Here is a 24,557-nt window from a genome sequence, read left to right as displayed (position 1 = left end):
CACCGTAGTAGTAACGGAAAGGTTACGAAGGTCATGGAAGGACTGGTACGTGGACACAAGGAACTAACCAAGTTCCGAAGGGTGGAAGAGAGCGGTCCAAGGGTGAGCGTTCGCGTGCCTCTTTTTAGCGAAGCCTCTCGAAGAAAGCTTCTGCACTAGCCGCAAATACCTATTCCAGTGCGGCCCGGAACTGATCCGCTTTCGCCTTCTCTCCCGCCATTTCCGACGCTTCGGCGGCGCCTGTGAGTGCTCCGCGTCGGCCGGGTGCCTGGCGTAATGAGCTTTCGAACTCCTTCAAAGCTTCCTTCGGGTGCTTGAGCGAGAGGAGCAAGTCGCCGAGTTGTTCGCGAGCGGGAACAATAGGACCCGGAGTGACCGGGAGTTTCTCGACGGCGTCTTCTTCGTTGGCGGCGGTGCGCAAGAGTCGCACGGCTTCGTCCTTCTTGCCGCGAGCGTTGGCGGTCCAGGCTTGCGCTTCGAGCAACTGGACGTGGACTTGCGTCGCCCAGAAGGGGCTTCCGTTTTTTGCTTCGTCGTTCAGATGCTGAAGGGTTGCGATTTCGGCGTCGGCAGCATTGGGGCGTCCGCTCCGCGCGAAACCGAGAGCACGCGCCCAATGAGCGATCGAGGCAATATATGCCGGCGTGTTATCCACGGGCGCAATCTTTGCAGCTTCAGCCCACTGTCGGCGTTCGATGGCGTAACGAACCGGCATCGCAACCCCGGCGTAGCCCATCTTGAAGTCGGCGGGATTCACCCCCTCCATGGCGCGCAGGCCGGCGACGACCTTCGCCGCATCTGCTTCACGTCCGCGCTGGAGATAGGCATAGGTGAGGTAGTCCATGGCGTGAAGTTCTTCGCCGATATCGCCGTGCTGATGGGCGGCTGCACGTGAGGCCAGGTTCGACTGGATCGAATCATCCCAGTAGCCGAGGCGAGTGAAGATGTGCGACGGCATGTGTAAAGCGTGCGGGGCCGAGGGCGCGATTTTGGCGTAGGCGCGAGCGGCGGGCAATCCTTGGGCGGCCATCTCGGTGCTGTCGCAGGCGTGAATGATGTAATGCGCCAGGCCGGGATGGTCCGGGTACTTCTTGTAGAGAGGCTCGAGGATGGAGACGGCCCTCTTTTGATTGGATTGGGTTTTGTCCATGGGGGACGCGGTGGCGATCAGCGACAGGGCGTAGAAGATCTGGGCCTCACTGTCCTTCGGATTGTCTCGCGCTAGTTTGGCCATGGCGTCTGAGTAAGCCTTGGCGCGAATCTGCGGAGAGAGCTTGTCGGAATCGCGGTAGTAGGTGGCGAGAGCGGCGATGTATTCGTGCTCGCGCGGACTGGTCGGCATCTTCTCCGCCTGGGCGAGTTCAGCAGAGCCGCGGGCAAGGTCGGCGGGCCCCGGAGCCTCCCAGAGTTCGTGGTAGAGGCTCATGGCGATTCCCCAGCGCGCCATGGCGCAGTTCGGGTCGGCGGCGAAGACCTGCTTGAAACCCTTCCCGGCATCGGGGAAGGTGAAGGAGTGCAGGAGCGCAACGGCGCGGTTGAACTGCGGCTGCACCGTGGACGAACAACTGTTTGCGAACGAAACGGTGCCGAGTTTCTCGGGCGCGGGATGGTTGTGGGTCTCCTGGGCGAAGAGCGGAACGGTGATAAGGACAGCAAGGGCCAAGCGGACTTTCATGGTGCCACCCCCCACGGAAGTGGAAGGTTAATGCGGAAGAGAGGCAGAGGTCAAATCGGCTGAGTGGCGACTGTAATCAAGACCCGGAAATTCAGATTATCTCCAACCACGATTTCGCCTCTGAAGGGCTGGGCTGGCCAGTCTTTGAAGCCGCCTCGGCGCGATATAGAGGTGCACAGGGAGGCCCCCGGCTAACTGTGGCAGATATGGGCACAGAGATTCTCAAACATTACTGTTGTGGCCGGACCAGGTACTGTTCGTACTTGCCGTTCGGCATTTCGAAGATGGAGACGACCAGGCTCTTGCCGCCGGCGCGAACGAAATAAGAGCGATGAGTCATGCCGCCTCGCAAGGAGGTTGAGCCGGGTCTGAAGTCCTGGATCTCTCCCAGCGCGCCGAGGCTTGCGGCGTAGTCTTTCACGGCCTGGTCGGTGAAGTAATAGTTCGCATCCTCGGTGAATTGCGAGCGGTCGATCGTCCCCTTCTGGAAGTCCTCGAAGGTTTTGCGAGCACGGTCGGTGGTGGCCTTCGCGTTTGCCGATTGCGCGGGGAAGAGCAGCGGAGCAATGCGCTGCCCGATCTGTCCGGCGGCGCTGGAGGCGTCCTGGTTCGTAAGGACGGTGACGGCAACCTTGTCGTCGGGGAAGACCATGTTTTCGGCGACGAAGCCAGAGACCTCGCCGCTGTGTTCGATCATGCGGTGACCGTGGAAACTGCCCACCTCAACGCCCAATCCGTAGCCGGTCGCGACGCCATCTTTCAGGAGGGTATCGGTTTCCATCTCCTTGTAGGACTCGGGCTTGAGGATGGTCTGGTTCATCATTGAGATGTTCCACTTCGCGAGGTCCGAAGGTGTCATGTATAGCTCACCGGCGGCAAACATCCAGCCCTTGCCTTCGAGCGGGGCTACGCGCGGCGGACCAAGGGCGTAGCGGAGATAACCAACTGCATCGGTCTCCACGGGATGGCTCTCATCGATATCCATGACACTGTGCATCCCGAGCGGTTTGAAGATGTGCTCGGTGAGGAATTTCAGGATGGGCTCACCGCTGGCTTTTTCGACTATGACTCCGGCAATCGTGTAATTGGTGTTGCTGTACTGCCACTTGGTGCCGGGTTCGAAGTCGAGTGGAATGCGCGCCCAGCGGTCGAGGATGTTTTCAACCGTAGTCGGTTTCGCGATGAAGGGCATCACGTAGTCCTGTGGCCAGTAATCCTGGTAACCGGAGGTGTGCGAGAGAATTTCGCGGATGGTGACCTCGTTGGCGCGCGTCAGGTTTGGAACGAACTTGCCGACCGGATCGTCGAGCTTGAGTTTGCCTTCCTGCTGCAGGAGAAGGATGGCGGAAGCGGTGAACTGCTTGCTGATGGAGCCGACGCCGTAACGCATGTTGGTGTTGGCAGCCATCTTGGGTTCCACGCGGGCATCGCCATAGGCCTGGGCGTAGACCATTTGACCGTTTTGGACGATGGCGATGGAGGCGCTGGGAACGCCGGTGGTGGCGAGGACCTCCTTTGCGACATCGTCAATCTTGGCGCGGACGTCAGGTGAGAGTTGGGCTTGAGCAAATGAGGTTGCGACAAGAGCAAGAACGATTGCGGTAAGTCGAAGACGTGTTCGCATGGTGGGCTCCTCGGAACGGAAAAGGATAACAGAGAAGGAATCGGGCCATCGAGCGGACGGGTTATCGAGCCATCGAAAAGCGGTGAAGCTAAAACGGTGTGTGACAGGTGGGATGGTAGAGTTCAAGAACGGAACTACCCCATCCTGGCCAGCTGCGGGCTGGGATGGGGCGCCCACTTCTTCGGTCTATTGGATTTCGAGCATGCGGTCTAGCGCAACCCGCGCCCAGTGTTTTACGTCAGGGGCGACTTTGATCTGGTTCACGACGGTGCCTTCGACGAGGTTTTCGAGGGCCCAGGCGAGGTGCTGTGGGGAGATGCGGTACATCGTGGTGCAGAGGCAGCCCGAATCGTCGAGGGTAATGATCGTTTTGTCTGGATACTGCTTGGCCAGGCGGTTGACGAGGTGGAGTTCCGTACCGATGGCGATGGCTGTACCCGCGGGTTGATCTTTTACGAATTTGCGAATCTTCTCGGTAGAGCCCAGTTCGTCAGCCTTCTGGCAGACTTCCCAGCGGCACTCAGGATGAACGATGACTCGGATCCCTGGATACTTCGCGCGAAGTCTATCGACATGCTCGGGGAGAAATCGCTGATGCACCGAGCAGTGGCCTTTCCAAAGAATGACCTTAGCGGTACGCAGTTTGTCGGCGGATTGGCCGCCTTGAAGCGCGTACGGATCCCAGACGACCATTTGATCGAGAGGGATTCCCATGCTGTAGCCAGTATTGCGACCGAGATGCTGGTCGGGGAGGAAGAGTATCTTTTCGTTTTTCGCAAAACCCCACTGCATGGCGCCACGCGCGTTCGACGAGGTGCAGACCATGCCGCCACGCTCTCCGCAGAAGGCTTTGATGGCTGCAGTGGAGTTGATGTAGGTCATCGGGGTGATGCCGTTGCCTGCCTCGTCGGTGATGCCGAGACGAACGAGTTGCTCCCAGCAGTCTTCCACCTGGCCGATTTCAGCCATATCGGCCATCGAGCATCCCGCGTTCAGATCGGGGAGAACGACGACCTGGCCGGGACGCGCGAGGATATCGGCGCTTTCGGCCATGAAGTGCACGCCGCAAAACACGATGTACTTGCCGCGGGTGCTGGCGGCCTGCTGCGAGAGGCGGTAGGAGTCGCCCTGGAAGTCGGAAAAGCGAATGACTTCGTCGCGCTGGTAGTGGTGCCCGAGAATGACGCACTGGTCGCCGAGTCGCTCGCGCGCAATGCGAATGCGCTCGTCCATCGAGTAGTCGGGCAGGACAAGATAATTGTCAAGAGAACATGCAGAACTGATTGCTGTAGCCACTGTAATCTCGCTCTCAGTCCCTTACCGGGACGGGGTTGTTGAAAGCTTGCCGCTCGGCTCCAGCAGACGCACTGCGCTACTTCACGTAGCGCCCCGCCTGCGGGGTTGTTGAAGCCCGCGGTCGTTCTTCACCAATAATGATGCATGAATGAGTGGGAAGTCGCAACTATTGGAGCATTTCCCCAAAGTGGGGTTTACCGCGAAGTCACGAGGGCACAAAGAGATATAGAATTCACGCATGGGGCGTGAGGTCTGGATTGGCGTGGTGCGGGTGCGGGCAATGCCCGGATATGATCCGTTCGCCGGAGCGAAAGGTGCGCACGTGAACGCGATGGCATACGTTGAGTCCGAGGATGAGTTTAAGAAACATGTTGCGCAAGAGTTGAAGTCCATGGGAATGCTGGCCGAGGCCGTCGATGATTTGGATCTGCTGGAAAACAAAATTGAGGGCGCCGAGCCGACGGCGGAGTTATTCAACGTGGTGGAAGAGGTGAAGGAGAACGGCGGTGTGAAGTTCGATGATTTTGAGCCGTTCTGAGAGAGGTTCGAGGTATTAGGCGCGAGGTGCAAGGAAAAGCACAAAGCTAAGCCCCGGAATCCCGGGGCTTTTTTCCATACCTGGAACCTCGTACCTCGTATCTTTTTAGCTGTATTGCACCTTGCGGTCGCCCTTCACGATGCGGCCGATGACGTAACCTTTTTCGCCGATCCGTTCAAGGATGGATTGAGCTTTCTTGAACTTCTTCGGGTTGACGATGAGGATCATGCCGATCCCCATGTTGAAGGTTCGCATCATTTCGGCGTGCTCGATATTGCCGAGCTTCTGCATGTGTTCGAAGATCGGGGGAACGGGCCATGTCCCCATTTCTACGACCGCGCCGAAGCCCTTCGGGAGCACGCGGGGCAGGTTTTCTGTGATGCCGCCCCCGGTGATATGGGCCATCCCGCTGACGGCCTCGGCGTCCAGCATGCGGCGAACGATCGGCCAATAAGACTTGTGCTGTTTCATGAGCGCGGCGCCGACCTTGTCCTTAATTTCGTTGACGTAAGTCTCCGGCGAGTAACGGGCGACGCTGAACAGCAGCTTCCGGGCTAGCGAGTAGCCGTTCGTGTGAAGGCCTGTTGAAGGAAGGCCCATAAGGATATCGCCGACCTGGACCGCCTTGCCGGTAATGACGCGGTCTTTTTCGACGACGCCGACGATGAACCCTGCGAGATCATATTCGCCGGGCGGATAGAAGCCGGGCATTTCGGCGGTTTCACCGCCGATCAGGGCGCAGCCATTGTGTTTGCAGGCTTCGGCGACACCGGCGACGATCTTCTCGGCCGTTTCCATCTCGAGTTTACCGACGGCGAGGTAATCCATGAAGAACAGCGGAGTGGCACCCTGCACGGCGATGTCGTTGACACAGTGATTGACGAGGTCGCCGCCGATGGTGTGGTGCAGGTTCATCTCGAAGGCGACTTTGAGCTTCGTGCCGACGCCGTCAACACTGGAGACCAGGACCGGGTCCTTGAATTTCTTCTTGTCTACTTCGAAGAGGCCGCCGAAACCGCCGATTTCGCTGAGAACGCTCTTGTTAAATGTCTTATGAGCGAGGTATTTGATGCGCTGCTTGGTGCGATTGGCCTTCTCGATGTCTACACCAGCATCGGCATAGGTGATTGTGTTTTCCATGTCCAGAGCCAAGGGAGTCTCGACTTTCGCGGAAGCGGTGAAAATAGGCGGCTGAAGCCGCGGGAATACAGCATTGTATCACTGGTAATGGCACGAAATGGCGCGTGAAATCTGGAGGTCAAAGAAGCCGAGCAACCGAAAGAACCGCAAAGGCGAAAACCGTAAGTCAAGAATCCCCACCCTCTCGCGCTGGAATGCGCGCGAGAAGGCAGGGCAGAAAATCAACTACGCCGCAGCGGCGGTGGCCCAGGGGTCGAGCACGACCTTGGTGCAGTGGTCTTCCTTGTTGCAGAAGATCTCGTACATGTCCGCCGCCCGGTCGATTGCGACACGGTGACTGATGATCTCAGAAGGATCGATGTCGCCGTTTTGAATGCGATCGAGCAGGGGTTGCAGGTACTTGATCATGTGGGTCTGGCCCATGCGGAACGTGAGACCCTTGGCGAACGCCGCGCCCATGGGAACCTTGTCGAGGAAACCACCGTAGACGCCGGGTATTGAGATGATGCCGCCCTTGCGGCAGACCTGCATCATCTGGCGCAACGCGACGGGGCGATCGAAGGTGAGCTTCACTTTCTGTTTGGCTTCATCCATATAGGCATCCATGGAGTGACCGTGAGCTTCCATGCCGACCGCGTCGATGCAGGCGTCGGGGCCGCGACCGCCTGTCAGGGTTTTGAGGGCGTCGATCAGGTCGGGAACTTCCTCGTAATTCAGCACCTCGGCGTTGGCTTTTGCGGCAAGTTGCAGGCGCTCGGGGAAACGATCGATGGCGATGACGTGCCCGGCGCCGAGCATGTAGGCCGAGCGGATGGCGAACTGGCCGACGGGTCCGCAACCCCAGATTGCAATGACCTGGCCCGGCTTGATGTCGCAATTCTCCGCGCCCTGATACCCGGTGGGAAAGATGTCAGAGAGAAAGAGAACTTTGTCATCGGGGATATCGTTCGGGACCTTGATGGGCCCGACATCGGCCATGGGTACCCGGACGTACTGTGCCTGGCCGCCCGCGTATCCGCCGTAAAGATGCGAGTAGCCGAAGAGCGCGGCGCCGTTATGGCCGTACATCTTCTCGAGCATCCAGGCGTTGGGATTTGTGTTGTCACAGGCGGACCAGAGGTTATTTTTGCAGAAGTAGCATTGGCCGCAGCAGATGGTGAACGGAACGACCACCTTGTCCCCGACCTTTAATTTGTTGACTGCGCTGCCAACCTCGACGACCTCGCCCATGAATTCGTGGCCGAGAATGTCGCCCTGCTCCATGGTCGGAATGTAGCCGTCGTAAAGGTGCAGGTCGGAGCCGCAGATAGCGGTGCGTGTAATGCGCAGGATGGCATCACGCGGGTTGAGGATTTGCGGATCGGGAACGGACTCGACCCGGATGTCTTTTTTACCAAACCAGCAAACTGCTTTCATGAGTGCAATCTCCAGCGCGAAATTTGCCTAGACGGCAGTACGTTCTTCGACGGTGCTTCGGTCGGCGGTGGCGGCCTGCATCATGCGGACGAACGCCGAGCGGCGCCCCGAGGGCTGACCTTCGGTTGTGGGAATCTCGCCGGCCTCCATCAATTGCTTGAAGCCGCGCAGGTCTTCGCGCACCTGCTGCTCCGGGTTCTCGCCGAAGAGACGGGAGAAGACGGAGCCAAGTTTGCCGGCGGGCGGACGATAGTCGAGCGAGACGGCGATCTCGGTTGCGCCCTCGAAAGGAGCATTGCGGAATTCGATGGAGCCGCGATGCTCGACGGTGCCGCCGGGCAGCGAACGCCAGAGAATGTAATCGTTCTCGCGCTCGTCCGTGATCTCCGCGTCCCAGCCGATAGGCCAGCCAAGAGGCGCGCGGACTTGCCAACGGGAGGTGCGATCGCCCGTGGTTTCGACCGAGCGGAGATGGCGCATGAATTTCGGCAGGTTCTCGAAATTTCGCCAGTAGCTGAAAACTTCGTTAGTGGGCCGGTTGATAGTGAAACTCCGCTCGACGTGAATCGGGTGTGCTGCTTTGTGCGAATCGCGGAAACCCTGGTATACGAGGAATCCCCCGGCCGCGGCGAGGGCTGTTCCAAGCCAGGATTTGCGGGAGACGCCGAAGGCCGCCATGGCGGCTCCGCCACCTATGCTGGCCCAGGGACGAATGGTTTCTGTCCGGGATGGTACTGCAAAAACACCCTCGTCAAAACGGGAATGCAGGTCATAGCCTTTTCCATGTTTCATCTGGATTGACCGCCTTTGAATTTGGGAACGCTTTATGTGGATGCGGCGGGAGCGCGGGGGTTTGGCGCGGAGCCGAGAGGATTTGAGCTTCTATTCAGGTGTGCAGTGATGAGGGGGCAAGGCAGCTTTGCCCAGCGCCCCACATCTGCTGACTGCGGCAGATGTGGGGCACCGATAAGGATTTACTTGGCATCTATTTCGAAGGAGTCGCGTTCCTGCCAGTTGGCGTTCTTGCCATCCCACTCCAGCTTGATCATATGCATGGTCAGCTTGCCGCGGCTTACTTCGAAGCGGCAGTAATGGTAACTCGGGCCGGGATCTTTGTAGTAGTCGTTCGGCTGGCGATGAATCATGTACGGAGTTGCGCCGCCCCCGCCCGTCACCACGTACATGACGCCATTGCGTTCGTAGCGTTCGTAATTGTGAACGTGTCCTGCGATGACGACGAATTTCGCCTTCGACTGTGCAGCACGCGATTCTATGAAGTCCGCCATCTCCTGCTCCGGCTTTCGCGGTGAGTGTCCGCCGCCGAAGGCCATATCGTGCGAGCGGGTCAGGGGCGGGTGATGTAACTGGACGATCACGAACTGAACGCCGTCCGGCAGGGCATTGATCTGGCGATCGAACCACTGCATTTCTTCGCCCCCCGGGTGGTCGAGCGAGCTGTCGAGAGCGAGAATGAGAACGTTGCCGGCACGAAGAGAGTAGTAGCGGCTGTTCTGGAGATCGGGAAAGCGCTGGAAGTAGTTGCGCAGCCCGACGGACTGGTTTCCGACGAGGTCGTGATTACCGAGCACGGGATAGATGGGGACGCCCGCATTGCGCAGCGGAGCAGTTTCCTTGTCGAAGACCTGCCACTGCCGTCCATCGGAGCCGTTGGCAACTAGGTCGCCGGTAACCAGGAGGAACGCGGGCTTCTCGGAAGCGATTTTGTCGACCAGCAGCTTGCGACGAACCGGATCGCTGTCCTTCGTGTAGGCAGGATTCATAAAGCGGATGTCGCCGTAGGCAATAAACTTAAATGGGGCGTGGACGTCGATCTTCAGCGCGACGGCAGGAGTCTGCGCCAAAGATGTCAGGGAACAGGCCATGAGCACTGCGCAGAGCAGAAGGAACTGGGGAACTCGTTTCAAGACAACCTCTCAGGAGTGCTGAAGTATAGATGGTGAGATGCAAGCTGTGGGACCAAGATAAGGCTCCAGAGATGGCACAATAGTTGACAGCAAGTGTTGCGGATTGTGGGGAGCAGGTGGAAACCGACAATCACATCTCGATGTGTCGCGGCTACTGTTTTTTCCCCAACCCGCTTGGAACAATTATATTGCCCGGCATCCGAAGGATTGACCGGGGAAGTCCTATTATTGCTTTCATAAAGATAGATAGAAGGTGAGCTCTCATGACGACTGCTGAAAAACCGGCGGTAAACAAAGTTGGAAAAACAAGCGGGAAGGCCCGTTCGCACGACATCTTGCGGACCGAAGGGCATCCACTGGACCCCATATTTGTACCGAAGAGCGTGGCACTGGTTGGAGCTTCCGAGCGTGCCGGGAGCGTTGGCCGTAACGTCCTCTGGAATCTCGTGAGTAGTCCGTTCGGAGGAACCCTGTACCCGGTGAATCCGAAGCGCCCGAATGTGCTGGGGATAAGGTCATACCCGAGCCTGAAGGATTTGCCGGAGATTCCGGACCTGGTGGTGGTGACAACGCCCGCGGAAACAGTTCCGGCGCTGATGCAAGAGGCGGTTGAACTCGGCATTCCGGGCGGGATCGTGATTTCCGCCGGATTCAAGGAGATCGGCCCGCGCGGCAAGCAATTGGAAGACGAGATCATGCAGACAATTCGGGGCAAGATGCGCATTATCGGCCCGAACTGTCTGGGAGTAATGAACCCGCTGAAGGGACTGAATGCCACGTTTGCAGCGACGATCGCGCGGCCCGGGAATGTCGCTTTCATCAGCCAGAGCGGTGCGCTCTGCACGGCGATTCTCGACTGGAGTTTGAAGGAGAACGTCGGTTTCAGCTCTTTCGTGTCGATTGGCTCGATGCTCGACATCAACTGGGGCGACCTGATCGATTACTTCGGCAACGATCCACGGACGCAGTCGATCGTCATCTACATGGAGTCGATCGGGGATGCGCGGGCGTTCCTCTCAGCGGCGCGCGAGGTGTCGCTGTCGAAGCCGATCATCGTGATCAAGGCGGGGCGCACGGCGGCGGCGGCGAAAGCAGCTGCTTCTCACACGGGCTCGTTGACCGGTTCGGATGACGTGCTGGACGCGGCTTTTCGGAGAGTCGGAGTGCTGCGCGTGAATTCGATCGCCGACATCTTCTATATGAGTGAAGTGCTGGCGAAACAGCCGCGACCAAAAGGGAACCGGTTGGGAATCGTGACCAACGCGGGCGGCCCGGGAGTGCTCGCGACGGATGCTCTCATCCAGGGTGGCGGCGAACTGGCGGATCCCTCAAAAGAGACAATGGACGCACTGAACCAGATTCTGCCGGCCGCATGGAGCCACAACAACCCCCTCGACATTCTCGGCGATGCGGAGCCGGAACGTTATTCCAAGTCGCTGGAGATTTGCGCGAAAGACCCGAACATCGATGGCCTGCTGGTGGTAATGACTCCCCAGGGAATGACGAATCCGACACAGATTGCCGAGCACCTGAAGCCCTATGCCAAAGGGTTGGGCAAGCCGGTGCTGGCTAGTTGGATGGGCGGGAACACCGTCGCGGCTGGCGAGGACATCCTGAACCAGTGCGGAATTCCGAGCTTTGCGTTCCCCGACACGGCGGTGCGGGCGTTCAACTACATGTGGAAGTACGCCTACAACCTCAAGGGAATCTATGAAACCCCGGTACTGGGCGCGATCACGCAGCCCAAGCGCGAGGAAGCCAGGGCGATCATCGACAAGGTAAAAGCCTCCGGGCGCACGATCCTGACGGAGTACGAGTCGAAGAAGCTGCTGGAGACTTATGGCATTCCGACGACGACGACGGAAATCGCGGGGACGGAAGCCGAAGCGGTGAAGGCGGCGGAAAAAATTGGCTTCCCGGTAGTGCTGAAGCTTTACTCGCTGACAATTTCGCACAAGACGGACGTCGGCGGGGTGATTCTGAACCTCAGAGATGCCGACGCCGTGCGCAAGGGGTTCAACCAGATAAAGGTTTCGGTGGCGGAGAAGGCCGGAGCGGAACACTTCCAGGGCGTGACCGTGCAGCCGATGGCGAAGCTGGATGGATATGAGCTGATACTGGGGGCGAGCATCGATCCGCAATTTGGACCGGTACTGCTGTTTGGTACAGGTGGGCAGCTGGTGGAAGTGTTCAAGGACAAAGCGCTGGCGCTGCCACCGCTGAACACAACCCTGGCGCGCCGCATGATGGAGCAGACGAAGATCTATCGGGCGCTGAAAGGTGTTCGCGGACGTAAGCCAGTCGATCTGCCGGGGCTCGAAGAACTGCTGATGCGCTTCAGCGAACTGGTCGTCGAGAACCCCTGGATCAAGGAACTGGACATCAATCCGCTGCTGGCCTCGCCGGAGCGCTTGCTGGCCCTCGATGCGCGCGTAGTGCTGCATGACCCGGCGACGAAAGAGGAGGATCTGCCGAGAAGTGCAGTGCGGCCGTATCCGGAGAAATACGTTGCCGAGTGGACGATGAAGAATGGCGAGCGGGTGGTGATTCGGCCGATTCGCCCAGAAGATGAGCCGCGGATGATCGATTTCCACAAGAAGCTCTCGGAGCGCACGGTCTACTTGCGGTACTTCCAGCCGCTGAAGCTGAGCCAGCGCACGGCGCACGAACGGCTGACACGGATTTGCTTCATCGACTACGACCGCGAGATGGCCCTGGTAGTGGAGCGGAAAGATGCGGAAGGCAATCCTGAAATCGTTGCGGTTGGCCGTTTGAGCAAGCAGCACGGCTGCAACGAGGCAGAACTGGCGGCGCTGGTGATGGACGAGTTCCAGGGCAAGGGCCTGGGAACGGAACTCTACCGGCGGTTGCTGGACGTCGCAAAGGATGAGCGCATCGAAAAGGTCGTCAGCACCATGCTGGGTGAGAACCGCGAGATGCGGCGCGTCTGCGAGAAGCTCGGCTTCGCGATCAGCGAGGAAATGGAAGAGAACATGGTGAAGGGCGAAAAGACGATGTAGTACTTCGTTTCGAACGGACGCATCTCGAGCCCGGCCTGTTCGGCTGGGCTTTTTCGTTCTGCCGGTGAATAGGTGATCTACTCATGGCCTTTCGTCGAATTTTGAGGTACAACTCGGAGCTATGTTCCGGAAACTTGCCGTCTGCACGCTAGCCCTATTCCTCCCGATTTCTTTCTACGCCCAGGAAAAGTCCCTGCCGAATGCGCCGCAGAAGCAGGCGCCACCCCAGGCAGAGTCGAAGCCGGAGAGGATTGCCGATTATTCGAAAGAGGCCTACGTCTTCGAGAAATTGGAGACGGTGTACCACTTCGAGAACGATGGCCGGGGATATCGACGTCAGACGGGGCGGATTCGGATTCAGAGCGAGGCGGCGGTTTCCGCTCTCGGCCAGCTGGTGTTCGCCTACAACTCGGCTACCGAAGCGATGAAGATCAATTACGTCCGCGTGTTCAAGAAAGACGGCAAGGTGGTGAATGTCGGCGAGAGCGCGGTTCAGGACATGACGAGTCCGGTCGCTCGCGAGGCGCCGGTCTACAGCGATCTGCACGAGAAGCACATCACGGTTCCGTCGCTGCAACCAGGCGAGGTCATGGAATACGCAATCGAAACCGATTACCTGGAACCGCTTGCTCCCGGCCAGTTCTGGATGGACTATACCTTCCAGAAAGACGTCATCACGCTGAACGAAACTCTGGTACTGGATATCCCAGCCGGACGCAACGTGAAACTCAAGATGGGTCCGGCGTATCCACCGAAGATCACGGATGCGAATGGGCGGCGCATTTACACGTGGACCAGCCAATACCTGGAGCGCGAAGACCCGAAGAAGAAAAAAGACGAAAAGCCGAAGAAGCCCTCGGCGACGGCTGACGTTGCGGCGACCACGTTCGAGAACTGGGACCAGTTGGCGGCGTGGTACGCCGGACTGGAGCGGGATCGGCGTATCCCGACCCCCGAGATAACCGCCAAGGCGCTGGAACTCACAAAGGACGCGAAGACGGATCGCGAGAAGGCGCAGGCGATCTATGACTACGTTGCGAAGAACTTCCGGTATGTGAGCCTGTCCTTCGGGGTGGGACGATTCCAGCCGCATGCGGCCTCGCAGGTGTTTGCCAACCAGTACGGCGATTGCAAAGACAAGCACACGTTGCTCGCGGCGATGCTCGCGGCGGTGCATATCGACTCCGATACGGTGCTGATTCACTCGCGGCGAAGGCTGGATCGCGATGTACCGTCACCTTCGCAATTCGATCACGTGATTACGGCGGTGCATCTGGGGAACGAGCGGGTGATCGTGGATACCACGTCGGAGGTTGCGCCGTTTGGAGCATTGTGGGCGCCAATCCGCCACAAGGACGCGGTGCTGATTACGCCTGCAGGAAAGGCGGAAATCATACAGACGCCCGCGGAGTGGCCGATGCCGACGTTGCAGAAAATTGAAATAACCGGCAAGATCACCGACCTCGGACGCCTGGAGCGTACGGTTAAGTACACAACGCGCGGTGACCTTGAACTGGCATTTCGTACCCTGCTGCGCAAGGTTCCCCAACCGAACTGGCCGGAACTGATCCAGCGGATCGCCTTTCTTGATGGCATGATCGGCGATGTCAAAGACATAAAAACCAGTGACATTTCCGATACGAGCAAGCCCTTCGAATTGTCGTTCACGCTCACAACTCCAAGTTTCGTGGACTTCACGGCAAAGAAATCGAAGTTCAGGGTGCCGCTCCCGGCGATTCGCCTGCCGGATCTCGATTCTGACGATACCGACCCCGCAGAACTCGGCGGAAGAGGCCTGATCGATCTCACGATGAAGATTACGGTGCCGGACCATTACAAGTTGACGATGCCGGTGCCGGTGACGATGAAGCGGCCATACGCTGAGTATGAATCTTCGTATCAACTCGACAAGGATGTGTTTACCGCAACGCGGCAGATGAGGTTCCTCGCTGCGGAGGTCAAGCCGTCGGACGCGGCGAGCTTGGATGCCTTCAGGAACGTCGTAACACGGGACGCGGCGCAGGAAGTTGGAGTTGAAGTCGACCAGGTTTCGGCGAGCGATGCGACCAAGGGTGTCGATGAAGATGAACTGGATCAGGCCGCGGTCACGGCATTCGATTCGCAAAAGTACAAACTGGCGGCCGAACTGTGGGAGAAGGTTGTCGCGCAGGACCCGAAACACAAAACCGCGTGGAACAATCTTGGGCGCGCCTACATGCAATTGCACGACTACGACAAGGCTGAAGCTGCGGTCAAAAAACAAATCGCGCTCAATCCTTACGACGAGTACTCGTACAACAACCTGGGCTTGATTTACGAGCGGATGGAGCGGTACGACGACGCGGCGGCGCAATACCGCAAGCAGATCGAGGTCAATCCGTTGGATCAGTACGCCCACCGCAACCTGGGGTTGATGCTGGCGCGGCGGCATAAGTACGCAGAGGCGATCCCCGAACTAGAACAGGCACTGAACATTGCCGGAGACGACCCTTTCACTCAGCAGCAGCTTGGCGATGCATACCTGAAGACGGGGAAGACCGACAAGGCGCTGGCGATGTTCGACAAGGTGGTCAAGGCTTCTCCGACGCCCATCATGTGGAACAACGTTGCTTACGCACTGGCGGAGGAGAAACAGTCACTTGATCTGGCGTTGAAGTACGCCCAGTCGGCGGTTGCGATGACGGTGGCGACTCTGAATAACCTGCCGATGGATCAGGTGATCGAACAGGGGCCGGGATTGACGAACTCGCTCGCGTCGTACTGGGACACGCTGGGGTGGGTGTACTTCCAGCAGGGAAAGCTCGACGCCGCGGAAAAATATGTTCGCGCTTCGTGGGATATTTCGCAGGCGGGAGAAGTCGGCGACCACCTGGCTCAGATTTACGAAAAGCGCGGGATGAAGGATAAGGCAATCGAGATGTACGCCGAGGCGATGGCGGCTCCTGGAACGGTGCCGGAGACACGCGGCAGGCTGGCGGCGCTGGTGGGCGATAAAAAGGTCGATGCCCTGGTGAATTCGAAGCGGAGCAAACTGGGCGAGGAGCGCAGCGTTCCGCTGGGGAAAGGAACGCAGGATGGTTTCGCCGAGTTCAACATCGTGCTGCGCGGGCCGACGGCTGAGAATGTAACGTTCGCGAAAGGAAGCGCGGCGATGAAGGATTTCGCTGACAAGTTGAAGACTGTTAAGTATCCGGCGATTGCGCCCGAAGACAGAATTTACAGGCGGGGAATCGTCAGCTGTTCGAAGGCGACGACGCGATGCGACCTGGTACTGATCCCTGCGGGATCCGCGTTCGACGGGGCGGTGGATGTGCCGAAGGATATACAGGGACTATTCGATCGCGTGAATGAGGCAAAATAGGATTAGAGAGGCGCGGAGTTACGCGCGCCTCTCTGATCTCCTCTTTGAACCCTGAGCACTCACTCCAGATTTCTACCGCGGGGAAAATATTTCCGGAACTAGATCTTCAAAGTGGAATCCAACACAACGCGGTGCTTTGTTTGTGTGGGGCGCACCCCCGCGTGCAATGTAACTGGAACGTATTAACGGTGAGAGCACGAAAGTAGCGGAAAAAAATTTGATTCAGACCACGGAACCAGTTGGCGAATTTCGCACTCCTGTTATAATCACGAGTTCTTGTGATGTAGATCACATTCACTTGTACGTCAGTTCGATCACTGAAGAAAAATGAATTGTCACTCAGCGCTTGCGACCCGTTGTCGATCCGGCAGCGGTGTGTCCGCGGCGTGAACCGAGGGGCCGCGTGCTGTGGGGCGCGCGATGCCTGGAACGCTAGGAAAAATTCCTGATGGCTCAAGTTTTTCACCGCAGTGCGAACACCCTGGCACGTGCCAGCATCCTGGCGACCTTGATGGTGGTCGCGGGAGTGATCTGGACGTCGTTGGAGATGATTCGTTCTCCCTATACGACCTATGCGGGCGTTGCGAAGGCTCAACCGGTCCCATTCAGTCACAAGCATCACGTGGCCGGACTGGGCATTGATTGCCGCTACTGTCACACCTCGGTTGAGAATTCCAGCTTCGCCGGTATCCCTCCCGTCAAGACCTGCATGAATTGCCATTCTCAAATATGGACCAACGCTCCGATGCTGGAGCCGGTTCGGGAGAGCTACCGCACGGGCAAGCCGTTGATTTGGACGAGGCTGAACGATTTGCCGGATTTCGTCTATTTCGACCACAGCATTCACATCCACAAAGGGATTGGCTGCAACGATTGTCATGGGCAGGTGGACCAGATGCCCCTTACCTATGCCGCCAAGCCTCTGACGATGGAGTGGTGCCTGAACTGCCATCGTGACCCTGCGAAGTTCCTGCGTCCGCACTTCGTCGCCGGTAAGCCGGCCCAGGACCAGATATTCAACATGGAGTACCGGCAGCCGAGCGTGGCGCATCCGGTGGTGCTTCCGAACGGCATTAAGTTCACGGACCAGGTGGCGCTTGGAAGTTATCTCGTTAAAGAAAACCAATTGCGCAGCGTACGGGACATTACGAGCTGCAACACGTGTCATCGATGAACGAGAGCGAATCGCAGAGAATGGATAACGAGAAGACAAGAAAAGAAGACGTGTGCCCCGGGAAGCGATCGAAGCTGGAACTCACCGAAGTGCGCGAAGAGTTGAGCAAAGCGACCGGCCCGCGCTATTGGCGCACGCTGGACGAACTGGCACAGACGCCTGAATTCGAGGAGATGCTGCACCGGGAATTTCCGCGGCAGGCTTCCGAGTGGATCGGCGACGGCACTTCACGCCGAGGCTTCATGAAGATTATGGGCGCCTCGCTGGCGCTCGCAGGCATGAGCGCCTGTACCAAGCAACCACTCGAGCCGATTGTTCCATACGACCGCCAGCCCGAGCAGGTCACGCTTGGCATTCCGCTGTTCTTTGCTACGGCGATGCCGTTCCCGACGGGAGCAATGCCGTTACTGGTGGAGAGCCACGAGGGGCGGCCGACGAAGGTCGAGGGCAATCCACAACATCCGTGGACGCTGGGCGGCACAGATATTTACTCGCAGGCGAGCCCGCTGACGATGTACGACCCGGATCGATCGCAGAACCCGACCTACCTGGGCGACGCAACCACGTGGGGAAATTTCGTCACCAGCATGCGCACGAAGATGCAGGGACTGAAGGCAAATGGCGGCGCTGGTCTGCGAATTCTAACCGGATCCATTAATTCGCCATCCCTGATCGCGCAAATTCGTGACCTGCAGAAGATGTTCCCCCAGATGAAGTGGTACCAGTGGGAAGCCATCAACCGCGACAACGTATTTGCCGCGTCGGCAGCGAACTTCGGACAGCCTCTGGAGCCGCAATACCTGATCGAGAAAGCGCGCGTTCTGCTTTCACTCGACTGCGATTTCCTCTCGAACGGTTATCCCTCATTTCTTCACTATGCGCGCATGTTTGCTTCGCGGCGGAATCCTGACCTTAAACAGGAGATGTTGCGGTTCTACGCGGTCGAGGGCACGCCGACGAACACGGGCGGCAAAGCGGACCACCGGCTTCCAGTGAAAACGAGCGAGGTCGAAACCTTTGCGCGGGCGTTGGCAGCACAGTTGGGAGTTGCCGGAGCGGGCGGTCAAGTGAGTGGCGAGGCGCAGCAATTCGTGCAAGCGGTTGCGAAGGATCTGCAAGCGCATCGCGGCGCTTCGCTGGTAGTTGTCGGCGATCGTCAGCCGCCGGCGGTTCACATGCTCGCGAACGCAATCAACCAGACGCTAGGCAACGTCGGCCAGACGATCGTTTACACCGAGCCGGTCGAGACCAATCCAGTTTCGAAGATGGACCAGATTCGCGAATTGATCGGTGAGATGAACGCGGGCAAGGTGGAAATGCTCATCGTCAGTAATGTGAACCCGGTGTACGACACTCCAGCAGAACTGGGTTTCACGGCCGCGTACATGAAGGTGCCTCTGCGAATCCAGCATGGCATGTTCTACGACGAGACGGCGAATCTGTCGCATTGGCATCTTGATGGGACGCACTATCTCGAGCAGTGGGGTGATGCCCGTTCATCGGACGGAACCATCAGCATCGTTCAGCCGCTGATTGCGCCGTTATACGGTGGCAAAAGCCAACATGAACTGTTCGGTTTCCTGCTCGGCAATCCCGACACGGTTTCGTATGACGTGGTGCGGAGCTATTGGCAGGGGCAGCACACGGGCACCGATTTCGAGGCGTGGTGGCGCAAGGTTCTGCACGACGGATTCGTTGCGAACACGGCATTCGCCCCGCGCAATGTGGCTGCACGAGGCGCGGCGCTCCCACCGGCACAGCCGGCTTCGCAAGGCATCGAGCTTTTGTTCCACCCCGATCCGACCGTTTACGACGGCCGCTTTGCCAATAATGGCTGGTTGCAGGAATGCCCGAAGCCGATGTTCCAGATCACCTGGGGTAACCCGGTACTAGTGAGCGCGGCGACCGCGAAGCAACTCAACCTGAAGAGCGAAGACGTGGTTGAGATCGAGTACCAGGGGCGCAAGCAGAAAGGCGCGATCTGGATTCAGCCCGGGCACCCCGACAACGCTGCCACTGTCTTCATCGGCTATGGGCGCACGCTGGCAGGGCACACCGGTTCGGGACTCGGTTTTAATGCCTACATGTTGCAGAGCCAGGACTCGCCATGGATCGGGCGTGGCGCGAAACTGACCAAGACCGGTGAAACCTTCGGGCTTGCTTACACGCAGGGATTCCAGAACATGGATGGCCGCGCCATTGTACGCGCCGCCACTCTGGAAGACTTCATCAAGAACCCGGGCTTCCCGCACGAGATGGTCGAGGCTCCCGAGCAGGGCCTGACGCTTTACAAGCCATACAACTACAGCGAAGTGAAGTGGGGGATGACGATTGACCTGAACGCGTGCATTGGATGCAAGGCATGCGTGGTCGCGTGCCAGTCCGAGAACAACATTCCGGTCGTAGGCAAACTCGAGGTCAAGCGCGGCCGGTACATGCACTGGTTGCGTATCGACAACTATCACGAAGGCACGCCGGAGAACCCGAAGACTTACTTCCAGCCGGTTCCGTGCATGCAGTGCGAGACGGCCCCGTGCGAAGTGGTTTGCCCGGTAGGAGCGACGGTTCACAGCAGCGAGGGACTGAACGACATGGTCTATAACCGCTGCGTCGGGACGCGCTACTGCTCCAACAACTGTCCTTATAAAGTTCGGCGCTTCAACTTCATGCTGTACCAGGATTGGGACACGGTGCAGTTGAAGTTCGTGCGCAATCCCGAGGTCACGGTACGCAGTCGCGGCGTGATGGAAAAGTGCACGTACTGCGTGCAGCGCATCACGCGCGCCCGCATTCATGCGGAAGAGACGGGCCGCGGTCCACGTCCGAAAGACGGCGAGGTCCTGACGGCTTGCCAGCAGGCGTGTCCGGCGGGAGCGATTGTCTTTGGCGACATGAACGATCCGACCAGCAAAGTCATGCAATTGAAGGTTCACCAGCGGAATTACGGACTGCTGGAAGATCTGAACACGCGTCCGCGCACGACGTACCTGGCGGCCGTCACGAACCCGAACCCGGAACTCGAGGCGTAAGAGATGGCGGAAATACACCTACCAGAGGAACACAAGATTCAACACGATCGGCTGCTGCCGGGCCAATCTCCGGTGCTGGAGTCAGGACACACATTCGGCTCAGTCACCGACAAGATTGCATCGATTGTTTTGCGGCGTCCGGTGACCCTGGGTTGGGCTCTCGGCCTGTTTATCTGTTTTGCCGGCGTAAACATTCTCGGGCTGGCGGTGTCGTACCTGTTCTTCAAGGGCGTCGGCATCTGGGGCCTCAACATTCCAGTGGGATGGGGCTTCGCGATCATTAACTTCGTCTGGTGGATCGGTATTGGCCATGCCGGGACGCTGATTTCCGCGATTCTCCTGCTGTTCAAGCAATCATGGCGCAACTCCATTAACCGTTTCGCGGAAGCGATGACGCTATTTGCGGTAGCTTGTGCCGCCATGTTCCCCCTGATTCACACTGGGCGTCCGTGGCTCGCCGCTTACTGGCTGTTCCCGTATCCCAACTCGATGAACGTCTGGCCGCAGTTCCGCAGTCCCCTCATCTGGGACGTGTTCGCGGTCTCGACGTATGGCACGATCTCGCTCTTGTTCTGGTTCGTTGGCTTGATTCCCGACTTCGGCACAATGCGCGATACGGCGAAGAGTCCGTGGGCGCGGAAGGTGTACGGTCTGCTTTCGATGGGATGGCGCGGGTCGGCGCGGCACTGGAGCCGCTATGAAACGGCCTACCTTCTCCTGGCCGGCTTGGCGACGCCCCTGGTGCTTTCAGTGCACACGGTGGTGAGCTTTGATTTCGCCGCCTCAATCCTTCCGGGATGGCACACGACAATCTTCCCGCCGTACTTCGTCGCCGGCGCGATTTACTCCGGCTTCGCGATGGTGCTGGTTCTGGCGATTCCGATCCGGCGCTTCTACGGGCTGCAGGACATGATCACCGAGCGTCACCTCGACAACGCCGCGAAGGTGATGCTGGCGACGGGATTGATCGTCGCCTACGGCTACTCGATGGAAGCTTTCTTCGCGTTCTACAGCGGCAGCGGGTATGAAAAGTTCATGTTCCTGAACCGTGCCTTCGGACCATACGGCTGGGCCTACTGGCTGTTGATCACTACTAATATCGCGCTGCCTCAACTGCTGTGGATCCGCAAGGTACGGCAGACTCCATTCCTATTATTCCTGCTCTCGGTGGATGTCTTGGTGGGAATGTGGTTTGAGCGATTCGTGATCGTCGTCGTCAGTCTGAGCCGCGATTTCCTGCCCTCTTCGTGGGGACACTACGTCCCGACACGATGGGACCTGGCGACTTACGGCGGCACGGTCCTGTTCTTCTTCTTCGCGTTCCTGTTGTTCATACGCGTGATGCCAATGATCTCGATCTTCGAAATGCGCACCTTGCTACCTGAGTCGCAGGTGAAGGAGGAGGTGGCCGCGCATGACTGAGACTCCCATGAACCCGCTCTACGGCATGATGGCCGAGTTCGATAACCCGACCGACCTGGTGAAGGCCACTGAGCGTGCGTACGAAGCGGGCTATCGCAAGATGGACGCCTATACGCCGTACCCCGTCGAGGAAGTGTCGGATGCGCTGGGATTCCGCAAGAACCGCGTACCGCTGGTGGTCCTGGTCGGTGGAATCCTGGGCGGGTTGTCGGGCTACCTGTTGCAGTACTGGATTTCAGCGGTCAGCTTTCCGGAGAACATCGGCGGCCGCCCGTTCAACTCATGGCCCGCATTCATCATCGTGACATTCGAGATGACGATTCTGTTCGGCGGCATTTCCGCCGTAGTCGGAATGCTGGCGCTGAACGGCTTACCGATGCCTTATCACCCGGTGTTCAACAACCCACGATTTACTTCCGTGACGCGCGACCGCTTTTTCCTGTGCATTGAGGCCGCTGATCCAAAATTCGATGTCGTTTCGACCGGGAGCTTCCTGATGGCACTGAAGGCGATCGATGTGACGGAGGTCTCGCATTAGCACCATGAACGCACTCCGCAGGATCGCAACCATGAAGCGCCTCGTAATCGCAGGGCTGACAGTGACGCTGGTGTTCCTGGCCGGCTGCCGGCAGGACATGCACGACCAGCCGAGGTTCAAGCCGCTCGCGATGAACACCTTTTACCCTGATGATCGATCGGCACGGCCTCTGGTTGAGGGCACTGTCGCCCGTACCGATGAAAGGGCCGACCAGTATTACTACACCGGGAAGATCAATGGGCAGCCCGGTACCGAACTACCCGTCCCACTCACCAAGGCATTACTGGAGCGCGGCCGCGAGCGGTACAACATTTATTGCTCGCCATGCCACTCGGAGACCGGGAACGGAAACGGGATGATCGTGCAGCGCGGCTTCAAGCGTCCGCCTTCCTATCACACAGACCGGTTGCGGCAGATGCCGATCGGGCACTTCTTCGACGTGATGACGAATGGATTCGGCGGCATGTCGGAATACAAGTCGCAGGTATCGGTATCCGATCGGTGGGCAATCGCGGCATACATCCGGGCCTTGCAACTCAGCCAGGACGCAACGCGCGCAGATATTCCGCCGGGCATGGAACTCGGTAAGGCGCCGAATATGAGCGAACTGCCCGGGACCAGCGAGATTCAGCTTCCGCCCAACGAGAAACCGAACCTTCCGGCGCAACCGCGGGGGCAAAAGAAATGAGCACTACGAATATCAATACGAAGAACTTCACGCCCCCGGCCATACTGACAGAAGTGCGCACGATGGCGCTGTTTGCCGCGCTGGCTGGTGGTGTGGCGCTGGTGATCGCCGGCTTTCTGAACTTCCCGGAGTTCCTGCGCGGCTACCTGATCGCCTACATGTTTGTCCTCGGACTCTCTCTCGGCGGGATGGCGCTGCTGATGACAGGACATCTTACCGGCGGAAACTGGTGGATGCTTGGCCGGCGGATCTTCGAGGCCGCGGCACGATGCGTCCCTATGCTGGCGATCTTGTTCCTTCCAATCCTGCTCGGAGCCAAGCAGTTGTACCCGTGGATGACCGTCAATCTCGCAACCGACAAAATGCTGGCGGAAAAAGCCTGGTGGTTGAACTATCCCTGGTGGATTGGTCGGGCAATCATCTACTTCGCCTTGTGGATATTGCTGTCGATTTTCCTGACCAGGCTGTCGTGGCGGCAGGATGAAAGCGCTTCTCCGAGTATCTGGCGAACTCTCAAGGTGATTTCAGGAATCGGGATTCTCGTCTGGGCGTGGTCGCTCACCGGCGCCGTGGTCGATTGGGGAATGTCGCTTGACCCGCATTGGTATTCGACGATCTACGGGATGATTTTCATGATCGGCGAGGCGCTGTCCATGATGGCGCTGACGATCATCTTCCTTTCGGTTCTGTCGAAGTATTCGCCGATGGACGAGGTAGTTCTCCCCGATCGTCTACACGATGTGGGTAAACTCCTGCTGGCGTTCACGATGGTGTGGGCCTACTTCTCGTTCTCGCAATGGCTCATCATCTGGATGGGCAACCTTCCTGACGAAATTTCCTGGTACCTGCACCGTATCAAGAGCGGCTGGGGCTATATCGCTCTTTTATTGATCTTCGTGCAATTCGCACTTCCGTTTGCGTTGTTGCTGTCGCGCGACTTGAAGCGCAAGCCGCAAAAGCTGATCCCGGTTGCCATCATTGTCATGTTGGGACGCTGGATCGATATGTACTGGTATTTCGTGCCGAACAGCCTGCCGGGTGGGACACCGCCGAGCCTGCATTTCCACTGGAGCTACATCGCGGCGATCGTTGGCCTGGGTGGAATCTGGGTGGCGGCATTCTGCACGTTCTTGGGAAAGAAGCCGTTGCTGGTGCGCAACGAACCGATGTTGCCGCGTTTGTGGGAGCCGAGCCATGGACACTGATCACAGCATGCAGACTAATCCCGAGGTTTCGTACGAACATCGCGACCTCGGTGCGCGGAACATCTTCCTGTTTTTCGCGGTGCTGTTCGTCGCAGGCGTCCTGATTCACTTCCTGGTGTGGGGCATCTATGGCTTCTTCGACAAGATGATCCTGGAAGCGCAGCCGCAGACGAATCCCTTGAAGCCGTATGCAAAGACGCCGCCGGCATTGATTCTGCAGAACACGCCGATGGTGAACCTGGACAAGTTTGCCGAACCGCGATTGCAGAACGACGAACCGGCGGACATGCGTACTTTCACCCAAATGGAAAACCAGGTCCTGAACGGAAAGCCCTGGGTGGACCAGCAGGGAGTGGTGCATTTGCCAATCAGCGTCGCGATGGACGACCTGTTGAAGAAGGGTTTGCCGACACGTCCTGGGCCGCCACCGGCAGTCACCTCTTACACCGGCAGCACGGTCCAGGGCGAAAAGGTTGAGAGCGCGCCGGAAGCTGCTCAGTAAGCGG

17 protein-coding genes are annotated in these 24,557 nt (G+C 58.4%); 10 read left to right on the top strand and 7 right to left on the bottom strand.

Annotated elements, in window-relative coordinates; all coding sequences use genetic code 11:
• Window positions 1-169: 169 nt before the first annotated feature.
• From ROO76_04975 to nadA, 3 genes are all read right to left on the bottom strand, one after another.
• Window positions 170-1,675 carry a hypothetical protein gene (locus ROO76_04975; GenBank protein ID MDT8067501.1) on the bottom strand — a complete coding sequence of 502 codons (1,506 nt, stop codon included), beginning with the start codon at window positions 1,673-1,675 and terminating at the stop codon, window positions 170-172.
• A 229-nt stretch (window positions 1,676-1,904) separates the two neighbouring features.
• Window positions 1,905-3,299 carry a serine hydrolase domain-containing protein gene (locus ROO76_04970; protein MDT8067500.1) on the bottom strand — a complete coding sequence of 465 codons (1,395 nt, stop codon included), beginning with the start codon at window positions 3,297-3,299 and terminating at the stop codon, window positions 1,905-1,907.
• A 186-nt stretch (window positions 3,300-3,485) separates the two neighbouring features.
• A complete protein-coding gene (nadA, locus tag ROO76_04965; GenBank protein ID MDT8067499.1) occupies window positions 3,486-4,595 on the bottom strand; it encodes a quinolinate synthase NadA in 1,110 nt (369 codons plus the stop codon).
• 238 nt (window positions 4,596-4,833) lie between these two features.
• Here nadA and ROO76_04960 point away from each other — a divergent pair, with 238 nt between their 5' ends.
• Window positions 4,834-5,133, top strand: a complete 300-nt coding sequence (locus ROO76_04960) for a hypothetical protein (protein MDT8067498.1) — start codon at window positions 4,834-4,836, stop codon at window positions 5,131-5,133.
• A gap of 105 nt (window positions 5,134-5,238) precedes the next feature.
• Here ROO76_04960 and purM read toward each other — a convergent pair whose 3' ends face one another.
• From purM to ROO76_04940, 4 genes are all read right to left on the bottom strand, one after another.
• Entirely contained in the window at window positions 5,239-6,273 is a 1,035-nt protein-coding gene (gene purM / locus ROO76_04955) for a phosphoribosylformylglycinamidine cyclo-ligase (GenBank protein MDT8067497.1), read from the bottom strand.
• Between the two features lie 225 nt (window positions 6,274-6,498).
• The gene (locus tag ROO76_04950; protein ID MDT8067496.1) at window positions 6,499-7,689 is read right to left on the bottom strand and encodes a zinc-dependent alcohol dehydrogenase; all 1,191 of its coding nucleotides are present in this window, start codon (window positions 7,687-7,689) and stop codon (window positions 6,499-6,501) included.
• A gap of 27 nt (window positions 7,690-7,716) precedes the next feature.
• Window positions 7,717-8,481: an SRPBCC family protein gene (locus tag ROO76_04945; GenBank protein MDT8067495.1), complete on the bottom strand. Its 765-nt coding sequence runs from the start codon at window positions 8,479-8,481 to the stop codon at window positions 7,717-7,719.
• Window positions 8,482-8,663: 182 nt separating this feature from the next.
• Window positions 8,664-9,614: a metallophosphoesterase gene (locus ROO76_04940; GenBank protein ID MDT8067494.1), complete on the bottom strand. Its 951-nt coding sequence runs from the start codon at window positions 9,612-9,614 to the stop codon at window positions 8,664-8,666.
• 263 nt (window positions 9,615-9,877) lie between these two features.
• On the opposite strand from ROO76_04940, the gene ROO76_04935 reads away from it, so the two are divergent.
• The 9 genes from ROO76_04935 to ROO76_04895 all read left to right on the top strand — a co-directional run bounded on the left by ROO76_04935 (window position 9,878) and on the right by ROO76_04895 (window position 24,553).
• Window positions 9,878-12,634 (top strand): bifunctional acetate--CoA ligase family protein/GNAT family N-acetyltransferase, encoded by a 2,757-nt coding sequence (locus ROO76_04935; GenBank protein MDT8067493.1) that lies wholly within the window; start codon window positions 9,878-9,880, stop codon window positions 12,632-12,634.
• Window positions 12,635-12,755: 121 nt separating this feature from the next.
• Complete coding sequence (locus ROO76_04930) at window positions 12,756-15,995, top strand: DUF3857 domain-containing protein (protein MDT8067492.1); 3,240 nt, start codon at window positions 12,756-12,758, stop codon at window positions 15,993-15,995.
• Window positions 15,996-16,443: 448 nt separating this feature from the next.
• Entirely contained in the window at window positions 16,444-17,169 is a 726-nt protein-coding gene (locus ROO76_04925) for a cytochrome c3 family protein (GenBank protein ID MDT8067491.1), read from the top strand.
• Window positions 17,166-20,198, top strand: coding sequence for a TAT-variant-translocated molybdopterin oxidoreductase (locus ROO76_04920; protein ID MDT8067490.1), 3,033 nt, complete (start codon window positions 17,166-17,168; stop codon window positions 20,196-20,198). The genes ROO76_04925 and ROO76_04920 overlap by 4 nt, the downstream gene beginning before the upstream one ends.
• 3 nt (window positions 20,199-20,201) lie before the next feature.
• Window positions 20,202-21,620, top strand: coding sequence for an NrfD/PsrC family molybdoenzyme membrane anchor subunit (nrfD, locus tag ROO76_04915; GenBank protein ID MDT8067489.1), 1,419 nt, complete (start codon window positions 20,202-20,204; stop codon window positions 21,618-21,620).
• The gene (locus ROO76_04910) at window positions 21,613-22,158 is read left to right on the top strand and encodes a DUF3341 domain-containing protein (GenBank protein MDT8067488.1); all 546 of its coding nucleotides are present in this window, start codon (window positions 21,613-21,615) and stop codon (window positions 22,156-22,158) included. The genes nrfD and ROO76_04910 overlap by 8 nt, the downstream gene beginning before the upstream one ends.
• Window positions 22,159-22,189: 31 nt before the next feature.
• Complete coding sequence (locus ROO76_04905; GenBank protein ID MDT8067487.1) at window positions 22,190-22,846, top strand: cytochrome c; 657 nt, start codon at window positions 22,190-22,192, stop codon at window positions 22,844-22,846.
• On the top strand, window positions 22,843-24,051 hold the full coding sequence (locus ROO76_04900) for a hypothetical protein (GenBank protein ID MDT8067486.1): 1,209 nt from the start codon (window positions 22,843-22,845) through the stop codon (window positions 24,049-24,051). Before ROO76_04905 ends, ROO76_04900 begins: the two co-directional genes overlap by 4 nt.
• Window positions 24,041-24,553 (top strand): hypothetical protein, encoded by a 513-nt coding sequence (locus ROO76_04895; GenBank protein MDT8067485.1) that lies wholly within the window; start codon window positions 24,041-24,043, stop codon window positions 24,551-24,553. The genes ROO76_04900 and ROO76_04895 overlap by 11 nt, the downstream gene beginning before the upstream one ends.
• Window positions 24,554-24,557: the final 4 nt, after the last annotated feature.

The sequence above is a fragment of the Terriglobia bacterium genome (assembly GCA_032252755.1).
Taxonomy (GTDB): domain Bacteria; phylum Acidobacteriota; class Terriglobia; order Terriglobales; family Acidobacteriaceae; genus JAVUPY01.
This window is presented reverse-complemented; position numbering and strand designations above follow the sequence as displayed.